The organism is Pseudomonas sp. p106 (assembly GCF_003936645.1).
Classification (GTDB): Bacteria; Pseudomonadota; Gammaproteobacteria; order Pseudomonadales; family Pseudomonadaceae; genus Aquipseudomonas; species Aquipseudomonas putida_E.
The window spans coordinates 1-12,277 of sequence record NZ_RHQR01000003.1; the positions used below are offsets into that span (position 1 = coordinate 1).

Below are 12,277 nucleotides of genomic sequence, written 5' to 3' on the forward strand. Positions count from 1 at the left end.
GAACTCAGTAGTGAAACGATGCATCGCCGATGGTAGTGTGGGGTTTCCCCATGTGAGAGTAGGTCATCGTCAAGATTCATTTCGCAAAACCCCTATCTGCGCGAGCAGGTAGGGGTTTTGTCTTTCCAGCTCCGTTTCCCGAAAGTCGGCTCCCACATTTCGAGCTGTATCACTAGAATAGAGCCGACGTACCTATTCAGAACCTCGAGATGCCCAACCCAGTCGAAACCCAAGCGCTAGAGCAGTTGCCGCTGGACGAGCTGGTCGCGTGCCATGAATGCGACCTGCTGATGCGCAAGCCCCAACTGCAACACGATGAAAAGGCGCAGTGCCCCCGCTGTGGTTATGAGCTATACGCTCACCGGCACAATGTGGTCAATCGCAGCCTGGCACTGGTGCTGACCGCGCTACTGCTCTTCGTGCCTGCCAACTTCCTGCCAATCATGCAGCTGCACCTGCTTGGCCAGACTTCAGACGATACGGTGTGGAGTGGCGTGCTGGGCTTGTACAACTCCGAAATGCGCGGTGTCGCTGTCGTGGTGTTCCTGTGCAGCATGGCGGTTCCGTTTCTCAAGCTGATGTGCCAGCTCATGGTGCTATTGAGCATCCGCCTGAACGTCGGGCGTAGCTACGGGCTGTTGTTCTATCGCATTTATCATCATTTGCGTGACTGGGGCATGCTCGAGGTCTACTTCATGGGCGTATTGGTCGCAATCGTGAAGCTGGTCGACCTTGCCGAGCTGACCGTAGGGCTAGGGTTGTTTTGCTTCATAAGCCTGTTGCTGATTCAGGTTTGGCTTGAAGTGGTGATGTCTCCACACCAGATCTGGAGTGCGCTGTCAGGGGAGGATCTGCATGCGGGCGATTGATGCGGGCATTATGGTCTGCAATGAGTGTCATGAACTGAATCGACAGGATTCCGAGAGCAAGTCGCAGACCTGCACGCGCTGTGGCGCGATTGTGCATGCACGTCGGCCCAACAGTATCGTCCGTACCTGGGCGCTACTCATCGCTGCCTCGATCCTGTACATACCTGCCAACGTGCTGCCGATCATGACTGTCAGTACATTGGGGCAGGGCAGCCCGGACACGATCATGTCCGGCGTCATTACCCTGCTCAAGCATGGCATGTTGCCCATTGCCGCAGTGGTGTTCATTGCCAGTATTCTGGTGCCCACCTTCAAACTGGTGGGCATCGGTTTGTTGTTGTATTCGGTGCAGCGCCGCCAACCCTTGTCAGCGCGGCAACGCATCTTGATGTATCGGTTCATCGAGTTCATAGGACGCTGGTCCATGCTGGACATCTTCGTCATCGCCATCTTGGTGGCGGTGGTGAATTTCGGCCGTATCGCCAGTGTCGAAGCCAACCTGGGCGCTGTCGCCTTCGCTACTGTGGTGATTCTCACGATGCTCGCTGCTTTAACTTTCGATCCCCGACTGATTTGGGATAACACGGAGTCGGATGACGACCATGAGTGACATGCCAACGGCTAAAACCCGGCCCGCCTCCAACTGGTCGGCCATCTGGATTCTGCCGCTGATCGCTTTGATGATTGGAGGGTGGCTGGCCTGGCAGGCCTACCGTGATGCGGGTGTGGAAATCGAGGTTCGTTTCGAGAGCGGTGAGGGCATCGTCGCCAACAAAACCGAAGTCATCTACAAAGGCATGCCCGTGGGCAAGGTAAAAAGCCTGGTGCTCGATGCCGAGGGCGAAAACCAAGGTGTCATTGCCACTATCGAGATGAACAAAGACGCAGAGCCTCACCTTACCAAAGGGACACGGTTCTGGCTGGTCAAGCCCAGTGTCACGCTGGCGGGTATCTCGGGTCTCGAGACATTGGTGTCAGGGAATTACATTGCCGTCAGCCCTGGCGAAGGTGAGCGAACCAAGCGCTTCAAGGCATTGAAGGTGGCGCCACCGCTTTCGGACAGCGAACCGGGCCTGCACCTTACGCTCAAGGCCGATCGCTTGGGCTCGCTCAACCGCGATAGCCCTGTGTTCTACAAGCAGATCCAGGTTGGCCGGGTAAAGAGCTATCGCCTTTCCGAGGATCAGAGCACGGTTGAGGTCAAAGTGTTCATCGAGCCGGCTTATGCCAGCCTGGTGCGCAAACACACGCGCTTCTGGAATGCCAGCGGCATCAGCATCGATGCCGGGCTGTCCGGGGTAAAAGTACGCAGCGAATCCCTCTCCAGCATCGTTGCCGGTGGTATCGCCTTTGCTACACCGGAATACCGCAAGGATAGCCCGCCCACCGACCCGAGCCTGCCATTCCGCTTGTACGAAGATTTCGATGCCGCCCAGGCGGGTATCCGTGTGAAGGTCAAGCTGAGCGACTATGAGGGACTGCAGGCGGGGCGCACCCCGGTCATGTACAAAGGCATTCAAGTCGGTTCGCTGAAAGCCCTGAAGATGGAAAACAACCTTGGCAGCGCCATGGCTGAGCTGACCCTGGACCCCCTGACCGAAGACTATCTGGTCGATGGCACGCAGTTCTGGGTGGTCAAACCTTCCATTTCACTGGCGGGTATCACAGGCCTGGAGGCCTTGGTGAAGGGTAACTACATTGCCATTCGCCCGGGTGAGAAGGGGGCCACGCCGCAGCGCGAGTTCGAAGCAAGGGCCAAGGCACCGCCGCTGGACCTCAAGGCGCCTGGCCTGCACATGGTGCTGTTCGCCGATACGCTGGGCTCGTTGGAGGTCGGTAGCCCGGTGATGTATCGCCAGGTCAAGGTTGGTAGCGTGCAGAGCTACCAGTTCGCCCGCAACAGCAATCGCATCCTGATCGGTGTGCACATCGAAAAGGAGTACGAGAACCTGGTCAATGGCTCTTCGCGTTTCTGGAACGTCAGCGGCATTACCCTCACCGGTGGCCTGTCGGGCATCAAGATAAAGAGTGAGTCGCTGCAGACCCTGATGGCCGGTGGCATCGCCTTCGACACGCCAACGCCGAACGTAGCCCTCAAGCGCCATATTCCAAGGTTCCGGCTGCACGACAGCCAGGAGGCGGTAAACCGTGCCGGCACGCTGATAACCATCCGTGTAGACCGTGCAGATGGCCTCAAGCCGGGAACGCCCATCCGTTTCCGTGGCCTGGATGTTGGTAGTGTCGAGAGTGTCGACCTGACCAAAGACCTGCAGGCTGTGTTGTTGCGCGCGCGTATCACCGAAGCGGCAGACCGCATCGCCCGTGCAGGGACGCAGTTCTGGGTGGTCAAGCCGGCCCTTGGCTTGGTGCGTACAGAAAACCTCGATACCCTGATTGGCGGCCAGTACCTGGAAGTGCAGCCCGCTGTTAAGGACAAAGGCCCGCAGCGTGATTTCATAGCCTTGGCTGACGCGCCTGAGGTCACCGGGGTGGAAGTCGGCCTGCCATTGACCCTCAGCGCCCCGCGCAGGGGGTCGATCAAGCCGGGCGTGCCGGTGACCTACCGTGAGGTCGCGGTGGGTAAGGTAACGGGCTTCGAGTTGGGCCAGACGGCAGACCGCGTGCTGATTCACATCCTGATCGAGCCACGCTATGCCGCGCTGGTGCGCGGTGGCAGCCGGTTCTGGAACAGCAGCGGCTTCGGTTTCGACTGGGGCCTGTTCAAAGGCGCCACTGTGCGCACCGAGTCGCTGGAGACCCTCATCGACGGTGGTATTGCATTCGCCACGCCTGATGGCGAGCAGATGGGTAACCCGGCGCGGCCGCAGCAGACCTTTGCCTTGTTCGACAAGCCCGAGGACGCCTGGCTGCAGTGGGCACCGAAGATCCAGATCGCCAAGTAATGCAGGGGCCGCTATGCGGCCCTATCGCTTTTGTGGGGCCCGGCTTGCCGGCGATGAGGCCGTAACTGGCAACACAAGCATCATCAAATCGCAGGCAATAAAAAACCGACCCTAGGGTCGGTTTTTCGACAAGCGTCGCTTAGGCAGCTGCAGCTTCTTTCAGCGCCTTGATGTGGCCATTCAGACGGCCTTTGTGGCGAGCAGCTTTGTTCTTGTGGATGATACCCTTGTCGGCCATACGGTCGATTACAGGTACAGCCAGAACGTAAGCGGCTTGCGCTTTTTCGGCGTCTTTTGCGTCGATGGCTTTGACTACATTCTTGATGTAGGTGCGGACCATGGAACGCAGGCTGGCGTTGTGGCTGCGACGCTTCTCAGCCTGTTTTGCACGTTTCTTGGCGGAAGGTGTGTTGGCCACCGTCGAGCTCCTCGAAAGACTTTAGGTAAATAGCAAACAAAATAGGCCGCGAATCATGCCGATCAGTTGACCGGATGTCAAGGCCACCTGCAGGGTTCCGCCGAGCGGTGTACCAACAGGAGGGAAATATTCCTTTCTGCTGCACGACCTGTAAACTCGGGAATTTTTGGCTCCCCTGCGAAGGCGCGGGAGTATCGCACATTCGGACGCTGTCTGGCAGCGTCCTCTGCCCTTGGCGTGAATCTTTTCGATGAACCTGCTCAAATCCCTGGCTGCAGTCAGCTCCATCACCATGATTTCCCGGGTGCTGGGGTTCGTGCGTGACACCATCCTGGCCCGTGTTTTCGGCGCCGGCATCGCTACCGACGCCTTTTTCATCGCCTTCAAGTTGCCCAACCTGCTGCGGCGGATTTTTGCCGAGGGGGCCTTCTCCCAAGCGTTCGTGCCGATCCTTGCCGAATACAAGACCCAGCAGGGCGAGGAGGCGACGCGCACTTTCATCGCCTATATCAGCGGCCTGCTGACGCTGGTCCTGGCCCTGGTCACGGTGATTGGCGTGCTTGCGGCACCCTGGGTGGTTTGGGCCACCGCGCCCGGTTTTGCGGACGATGCCGAGAAATACCAGCTGACCACCGACCTGCTGCGGGTGACCTTTCCTTATATATTGCTGATCTCACTGTCGTCCCTGGCCGGTGCGATCCTCAATACCTGGAACCGTTTCTCGGTCCCGGCCTTCACGCCGACCCTGCTCAACGTGGCGATGATCATCTTCGCCCTGCTGCTCACGCCGTATTTCGACCCGCCCATCATGGCACTGGCCTGGGGCGTGCTGGCCGGAGGCCTGGCGCAGTTGCTGTACCAGCTGCCGGCACTGAAAAAAATCGGCATGCTCGTGCTGCCGCGCCTGAACCTGCGTGACTCCGGCGTGTGGCGCGTGCTCAAACAGATGTTGCCGGCCATTCTCGGCGTTTCGGTCAGCCAGATTTCGCTGATCATCAACACCATCTTCGCCTCCTTCCTGGTGGCCGGCTCGGTGTCCTGGATGTACTACGCCGACCGTCTGATGGAGTTGCCCTCGGGCGTGCTTGGCGTTGCCCTGGGTACCATCCTGCTGCCGACGTTGGCCAAGACCTACGCCAACAAGGACCGCGAGGAGTATTCGCGGATCCTCGACTGGGGCCTGCGCCTGTGCTTCCTGCTGGTGCTGCCCTGCACACTGGCCCTGGCGATACTCGCCGAGCCGCTGACCGTTGCATTGTTCCAGTATGGTAAGTTCAGCGCCTTCGATGCGGCGATGACCCAGCAGGCACTGATCGCCTATTCGGTAGGCCTGTTGGCGATCATTCTGGTCAAGGTACTGGCACCGGGCTTCTATGCGCAGCAGAATATTCGTACGCCCGTGCGGATCGCGATCTTCACCCTCATCTGCACCCAACTGTTCAACCTGGCCCTGGTCGGCCCGCTGCAGCACGCCGGCCTGGCCCTGGCGATCAGCCTGGGCGCCTGCCTGAATGCGGGCCTGCTGTTCTGGAAGCTGCGCAGCCAGCAGCTGTTCCAGCCGCAACCGGGCTGGACGCTATTCCTGCTTAAACTCGTGCTGGCGGTAGCGCTGATGGTGGCGGTACTGCTGGTGGGCATGCACTACCTGCCGGCGTGGGAGCAAGGCAACATGTTCGAGCGTTTCGTGCGCCTTGGGGCGTTGATCGCGGCCGGTATCGTGACCTATTTCGGTTGCCTTTACCTGTGCGGCTTCAGGCCCCGGCATTTCGCCCGCAAGGCCCTGCACTGAGCTGGATGGCGGGTCAGGCGTCGGTTTTTCGTTTTCCACGCTGCACCGGGGCGCTGCTGCCTGTCACCAGCGCCCGGGTGTGGTTATAATCGGCCACTTTATGAGCAAGAAGCGCGTTATGCAGCTGGTTCGAGGTCTTCACAACCTGCGCCCCGAGCACCGGGGCTGTGTCGCCACCATTGGCAACTTCGACGGGGTTCACCGCGGCCACCAGGCAATCCTGGCGCGTCTGCGCGAGCGCGGCCAGGCACTTGGCCTGCCTACGTGCGTGGTGATCTTCGAGCCGCAGCCGCGCGAGTACTTCGCTCCGGACACCGCGCCCGCCCGGCTGGCGCGCCTGCGCGACAAGGTCGAGCTGCTGGCTGGCGAAGGTATCGATAGGGTCTTGTGCCTGGCGTTCAACCAGCGCCTGAGCAACCTGAGCGCCGATGAATTCGTCGAGGCGATCCTGGTCGATGGCCTGGGCGTGCGCCACCTTGAAGTGGGCGACGACTTCCGCTTTGGCTGCGACCGCGCTGGCGATTTCACCTTCCTGATCGAAGCCGGCAAGCAGTACAGTTTCACCGTCGAGGCCGCCAACACGGTGATCCAGGACGGTTTACGGGTCAGCAGTACTGAGGTACGCCAGGCGTTGTCCGAAGGCAACTTCGAGCTCGCCGAGCACTTGCTGGGCCGCCCCTACAGCATTACCGGGCGCGTATTGCACGGCCAGAAGCTGGCCCGCCAGCTCGGCACGCCCACCGCCAACATCCAGCTCAAGCGCCGTCGCGTACCGTTGTCCGGGGTCTACCTGGCCAGCATCGAAATCGACGGCAAGGCCTGGCCGGGTGTCGGCAACATCGGGGTGCGCCCCACCGTGGCCGGCGACGGCCGCCCGCACCTTGAAATTCATCTACTGGATTATGCCGGCGATCTGTATGGCCGGCGCCTGACGGTGGAATTCCACCACAAGCTGCGTGAAGAGCAGCGATTCGCCTCCCTGGAGGCGCTGAAGTCGGCGATCGATGCGGATATCGCCGCCGCACGTGCACATTGGCACGCTCAACCGCTAACCAAGAGCCTGAAATGACCGACTACAAAGCCACGCTAAACCTTCCGGACACCGCCTTCCCCATGAAGGCCGGCCTGCCTCAGCGCGAACCGCAGATCCTGCAGCGCTGGGACAGCATTGGCCTGTACCAGAAGCTGCGCGAAATTGGCAAGGATCGTCCGAAGTTCGTCCTGCACGACGGCCCGCCCTATGCCAACGGCAAGATTCACATCGGTCATGCGCTGAACAAGATTCTCAAGGACATGATCGTCCGCTCCAAGACCCTGTCCGGCTTCGACGCGCCTTACGTACCGGGTTGGGACTGCCACGGCCTGCCGATCGAGCACAAGGTCGAAGTCACCCATGGCAAGCACCTGACGGCCGACCGCACCCGTGAGCTGTGCCGCGAGTACGCTGCCGAGCAGATCGAAGGGCAGAAGACCGAGTTCATCCGCCTGGGTGTGCTGGGTGACTGGGACAACCCGTACAAGACCATGAATTTCGCCAACGAGGCCGGTGAAATCCGTGCCCTGGCCGAAATGGTCAAGCAGGGCTTCGTGTTCAAGGGCCTCAAACCTGTGAACTGGTGCTTCGATTGCGGCTCCGCACTCGCAGAAGCCGAGGTCGAGTACGCCGACAAGAAGTCGCAGACCATCGATGTGGCCTTCCCGGTCGCCGACGCTGACAAACTGGCTGCCGCGTTCGGCCTGCCGGCGCTGGCCAAGCCCGCTGCCATCGTGATCTGGACCACCACCCCGTGGACCATCCCCGCCAACCAGGCGCTGAACATCCACCCGGAGTTCAAGTACGCTCTGGTCGATACCGGCGAGCGTCTGCTGGTGCTGGCCGAAGAACTGGTCGAGTCGTGCCTCACGCGCTACAACCTGGAAGGCTCGGTCATCGCCACCGCCCAAGGCTCGGCCCTGGAGCTGGTCAATTTCCGTCACCCCTTCTACGACCGCCTGTCGCCTGTCTACCTGGCCGACTACGTCGAGCTGGGCGCAGGTACCGGTGTGGTCCACTCCGCGCCAGCCTACGGTGAAGACGACTTTGTCACCTGCAAGCGCTACGGCATGGTCAACGACGATATCCTCACGCCGGTGCAGAGCAACGGTGTGTATGTCGAGTCGCTGGAGTTCTTTGGCGGCCAGTTCATCTGGAAGGCCAACCCGGCCATCGTCGAAAAGCTGAGCGAAGTCGGTGCGCTGATGCACACCGAAACCATCAGCCACAGCTACATGCACTGCTGGCGCCACAAGACCCCGCTGATCTACCGCGCTACCGCGCAGTGGTTCGTCGGCATGGACAAGCAGCCAAGCACTGGCGAGCCGCTGCGTGAGCGCGCGCTCAAAGCCATCGAAGACACCCAGTTCGTCCCGGCCTGGGGCCAGGCGCGCCTGCACTCGATGATCGCCAATCGCCCGGACTGGTGCATCTCGCGTCAGCGCAACTGGGGTGTGCCGATCCCGTTCTTCCTGCACAAGCAGACCGGCGAACTGCACCCGCGCACCGTCGAGCTGATGGAAGCCGTGGCCAAACGCGTCGAACAGGAAGGCATCGAGGCCTGGTTCAAGCTGGACGCCGCCGAACTGCTCGGTGATGAAGCCGGCCAGTACGACAAGATCACCGACACCTTGGACGTGTGGTTCGACTCCGGCACCACCCACTGGCACGTATTGCGCGGCTCGCACGACATCGGCCACGCCACCGGCCCGCGTGCGGACCTGTACCTGGAAGGCTCCGACCAGCACCGTGGCTGGTTCCATTCCTCGTTGCTGACCGGTTGCGCCATCGACAACCACGCGCCGTACCGCGAACTGCTGACCCACGGTTTCACCGTGGACGAAAGCGGCCGCAAGATGTCCAAATCGCTGGGCAACACCATCGAGCCGGAAAAGGTCAACAACACCCTGGGTGCCGACATCCTGCGCCTGTGGGTATCGGCCACCGACTATTCGGGTGAGATGGCCGTTTCCGAGCAGATCCTGCAGCGCAGCGCCGACGCTTACCGTCGTATCCGCAACACCGCACGTTTCCTGCTTTCCAACCTGTCCGGCTTCGACCCGGCCCGCGACCTGCTGGCCCCAGAGGACATGCTGGCCCTGGACCGCTGGGCAGTGGACCGTACCCTGCTGCTGCAACGCGAGCTGGAAGAGCACTACAGCGAGTACCGTTTCTGGAATGTCTACTCGAAGATCCACAACTTCTGCGTGCAGGAACTGGGCGGCTTCTACCTCGACATCATCAAGGACCGCCAGTACACCACTGGCGCCAACAGTGTCGCCCGTCGTTCCTGCCAGACCGCGCTGTACCACATCAGCGAAGCGCTGGTGCGTTGGATCGCGCCGATCCTGGCCTTCACCGCCGATGAAATCTGGCAGTACCTGCCGGGCGAGCGCAACGAGTCGGTCATGCTCAACGGCTGGTACCAGGGCCTGAGCGAGCTGCCGGAAGGCACCGAGCTGGATCGCGCCTACTGGGACCGCGTGATGGCGGTCAAGGCTGCGGTCAACAAGGAGCTGGAAAACCAGCGTACCGCCAAGGTCATCGGCGGCAACCTGCAGGCCGAAGTCACCCTGTTCGCCGAAGAGGGCCTCAGCGCCGACCTGAGCAAGCTGGGCGATGAGCTGCGCTTCGTACTCATCACCTCCGCTGCCAGCGTGGTGCCGTTCGCCCAAGCGCCGGCCGATGCCGTGGCCACCGAAGTCGAAGGCCTCAAGCTGAAAGTGGTCAAGTCTGGCCACGCCAAGTGCGGCCGCTGCTGGCACTTCCGCGCCGACGTCGGCAGCCATCCGGAGCACCCGGAAATCTGCAGCCGTTGCGTCGATAACCTGAGCGGTTCCGGTGAGGTGCGCCACTATGCCTAACCCTGCAGCGGGGCGCTTCGGGCGCCTTGCATGGCTCTGGCTCAGCCTGCTGGTCCTGGTCGTTGACCAGGCCACCAAGCTGTATTTCAACAACGCCCTGAGCATGTACCAGCAGATCGTGGTCATCCCTGACTACTTCAGCTGGACCCTGGCCTACAACACCGGCGCGGCGTTCAGCTTCCTGGCCGACAGCTCCGGCTGGCAGCGCTGGCTGTTCGCCCTGATCGCCGTGGTGGTCAGCGCCGTACTGGTGGTCTGGCTCAAGCGCCTGGGGCGCAACGAGACCTGGCTGGCCGTGGCGCTGGCGCTGGTGCTCGGTGGGGCGCTGGGCAACCTGTACGACCGCATCGTGCTGGGCCATGTGGTGGATTTCATCCTGGTGCACTGGAAGAACGTTCATCACTTCCCGGCCTTCAATGTGGCCGACAGCGCCATCACCGTTGGTGCGGTGATGCTGGCGCTGGATATGTTCAAGAGCAAGAAGTCCGAGGATCCGGTCCATGACTGACACCCGTATCGGCCAGAACACCGAAGTTACCCTGCACTTCGCGCTGCACCTGGAAAACGGCGACACCGTCGACAGCACGTTCGACAAGGCTCCAGCCACCTTCAAGGTCGGCGATGGCAACCTGCTGCCGGGTTTCGAGGCCGCGCTGTTCGGCTTCAAGGCCGGTGACAAGCGCACGGTCGTGGTTGCCCCGGAGAATGCTTTCGGCCAGCCTAACCCGCAGAACGTACAGGTCATGCCACGGTCCCAGTTCGAGGGCATGGAATTGTCCGAAGGGCTGCTGATCATCTTCAACGATGCCGCCAACACCGAATTACCCGGTGTGGTCAAAGCGTTCGATGACAACCAGGTGACCATCGACTTCAATCACCCACTGGCAGGCAAGACCCTTACCTTCGAGGTGGAGATCCTCGAGGTGAAGGCCCTGTAAGCCTGGAGCCGAGCATGCAAATCAAACTCGCCAACCCTCGCGGTTTCTGTGCAGGGGTCGACCGGGCGATCGAGATCGTCAACCGTGCGCTGGAAGTCTTCGGCCCGCCGATCTATGTGCGCCATGAAGTGGTGCACAACAAGTTCGTGGTGGAAGACCTGCGCAGCCGTGGCGCCATCTTCGTCGAAGAACTGGATCAGGTACCGGACGACGTCATCGTCATTTTCAGCGCCCATGGTGTTTCCCAGGCCGTGCGCCAGGAAGCCGCCGGCCGCGGCCTGAAAGTCTTCGACGCCACCTGCCCGCTGGTGACCAAGGTGCATATCGAGGTCGCCAAATACAGCCGTGACGGCCGTGAGTGCATCCTTATCGGCCACGAAGGGCACCCGGAAGTCGAAGGCACCATGGGGCAATACGACGCCAGCAACGGCGGTGCCATCTACCTGGTCGAAGACGAGGAGGATGTTGCCCGGCTGCAGGTGCGCGACCCGGACAACCTGGCGTTCGTCACCCAGACCACGCTGTCGATGGACGACACCAGCCGTGTCATCGATGCCCTGCGTACGCGCTTCCCGAACATCGGCGGCCCGCGCAAAGACGACATCTGCTACGCCACCCAGAACCGCCAGGACGCCGTCAAGCAACTGGCCGGTGAGTGTGATGTGGTACTGGTGGTGGGCAGCCCCAACAGTTCCAACTCCAACCGCCTGCGTGAGCTGGCCGAGCGCATGGGTACCCCGGCCTACCTGATCGATGGCGCCGAGGACATGCAACGCGGCTGGTTCGACCAGGCTGCGCGGATTGGTATCACTGCTGGCGCTTCGGCCCCCGAAGTGCTGGTGCGTGGCGTGATCGACCAGCTCAAGGCCTGGGGTGCCACGGGCGCCGAAGAGCTTGACGGGCGCCCGGAGAACATCACGTTCTCCATGCCCAAAGAGCTGCGGGTTCGTTCGCTGATCTGATCAGCGGCCTGCGCACAGGGACTTTTTCAGTTCATCAGTGCGCAGGCTGACCCTACCGCTGGTCGCCAGCACAACACGGTGCCGGCTGGTTGCAGACGAGCGCTCACAGACCTCCAGCCGCCCCCCTGACAAGTTGTTGCTCTTCCCCAATGGCACACCCAGTGCGCTGAATTTCACCTGGCTCCCGATATTGGCTTTCACCCGCTGGGGCCGAGCCAGTCGGTACTCGCGCAGCAACTGCTGGTTATGTTCCAACAGCACGCGCCAGCCCTTGCCCCAATCATTGTCCAAAGACTGCACCACTACCGCCTGGCCCTGCAGGGCCGCGTGGCTGCGTGCGCTACGCAGCGCCTGGGCCAAGTCGCGGGCTGCTGCTGCCCTGTGCAGGTCATCGCTCAATTTCGCGTAGGCCGGCATGCCAAGCTGCGTCAGCAGCGCCGCCATAGCCAGCCCGAACATCATTTGTATCAGTGTTACGCCCTGTTGCTTCACCGTGCATTC

The 12,277-nt window shown here is 61.4% G+C and carries 11 protein-coding genes; 9 read left to right on the forward strand and 2 right to left on the reverse strand.

Annotation, left to right across the window (positions count from 1 at the left end; translation table 11 throughout):
* Positions 1 to 209 precede the first annotated feature (209 nt).
* The 3 genes from EGJ09_RS04565 to EGJ09_RS04575 are packed head-to-tail and all read left to right on the forward strand — an operon-like array spanning position 210 to position 3,772.
* Positions 210 to 869 (forward strand): paraquat-inducible protein A, encoded by a 660-nt coding sequence (locus EGJ09_RS04565; protein WP_125923355.1) that lies wholly within the window; start codon positions 210 to 212, stop codon positions 867 to 869.
* Entirely contained in the window at positions 856 to 1,479 is a 624-nt protein-coding gene (locus tag EGJ09_RS04570; protein WP_046784656.1) for a paraquat-inducible protein A, read from the forward strand. Before EGJ09_RS04565 ends, EGJ09_RS04570 begins: the two co-directional genes overlap by 14 nt.
* Complete coding sequence (locus tag EGJ09_RS04575; RefSeq protein ID WP_046784655.1) at positions 1,472 to 3,772, forward strand: PqiB family protein; 2,301 nt, start codon at positions 1,472 to 1,474, stop codon at positions 3,770 to 3,772. The genes EGJ09_RS04570 and EGJ09_RS04575 overlap by 8 nt, the downstream gene beginning before the upstream one ends.
* Before the next feature lie 139 nt (positions 3,773 to 3,911).
* Here EGJ09_RS04575 and rpsT read toward each other — a convergent pair whose 3' ends face one another.
* Positions 3,912 to 4,190, reverse strand: a complete 279-nt coding sequence (gene rpsT / locus EGJ09_RS04580) for a 30S ribosomal protein S20 (protein WP_003247625.1) — start codon at positions 4,188 to 4,190, stop codon at positions 3,912 to 3,914.
* Positions 4,191 to 4,440: 250 nt separating this feature from the next.
* Between rpsT and murJ the strand changes: the two genes are divergently transcribed.
* The 6 genes from murJ to ispH all read left to right on the forward strand — a co-directional run bounded on the left by murJ (position 4,441) and on the right by ispH (position 11,776).
* Positions 4,441 to 5,979, forward strand: a complete 1,539-nt coding sequence (gene murJ, locus EGJ09_RS04585; RefSeq protein ID WP_125923356.1) for a murein biosynthesis integral membrane protein MurJ — start codon at positions 4,441 to 4,443, stop codon at positions 5,977 to 5,979.
* 118 nt (positions 5,980 to 6,097) lie between these two features.
* Complete coding sequence (gene ribF, locus EGJ09_RS04590; protein ID WP_125923357.1) at positions 6,098 to 7,048, forward strand: bifunctional riboflavin kinase/FAD synthetase; 951 nt, start codon at positions 6,098 to 6,100, stop codon at positions 7,046 to 7,048.
* Positions 7,045 to 9,876 (forward strand): isoleucine--tRNA ligase, encoded by a 2,832-nt coding sequence (gene ileS / locus EGJ09_RS04595; protein ID WP_046784652.1) that lies wholly within the window; start codon positions 7,045 to 7,047, stop codon positions 9,874 to 9,876. Before ribF ends, ileS begins: the two co-directional genes overlap by 4 nt.
* Positions 9,869 to 10,384 carry a signal peptidase II gene (gene lspA, locus EGJ09_RS04600; RefSeq protein ID WP_012316359.1) on the forward strand — a complete coding sequence of 172 codons (516 nt, stop codon included), beginning with the start codon at positions 9,869 to 9,871 and terminating at the stop codon, positions 10,382 to 10,384. The genes ileS and lspA overlap by 8 nt, the downstream gene beginning before the upstream one ends.
* Positions 10,377 to 10,814, forward strand: coding sequence for an FKBP-type peptidyl-prolyl cis-trans isomerase (gene fkpB / locus EGJ09_RS04605; RefSeq protein ID WP_012316358.1), 438 nt, complete (start codon positions 10,377 to 10,379; stop codon positions 10,812 to 10,814). Before lspA ends, fkpB begins: the two co-directional genes overlap by 8 nt.
* A 14-nt stretch (positions 10,815 to 10,828) precedes the next feature.
* Positions 10,829 to 11,776: a 4-hydroxy-3-methylbut-2-enyl diphosphate reductase gene (gene ispH, locus EGJ09_RS04610; RefSeq protein WP_012316357.1), complete on the forward strand. Its 948-nt coding sequence runs from the start codon at positions 10,829 to 10,831 to the stop codon at positions 11,774 to 11,776.
* Here ispH and EGJ09_RS04615 read toward each other — a convergent pair whose 3' ends face one another.
* Positions 11,777 to 12,268, reverse strand: a complete 492-nt coding sequence (locus tag EGJ09_RS04615) for a GspH/FimT family protein (protein WP_046784651.1) — start codon at positions 12,266 to 12,268, stop codon at positions 11,777 to 11,779.
* Positions 12,269 to 12,277: the final 9 nt, after the last annotated feature.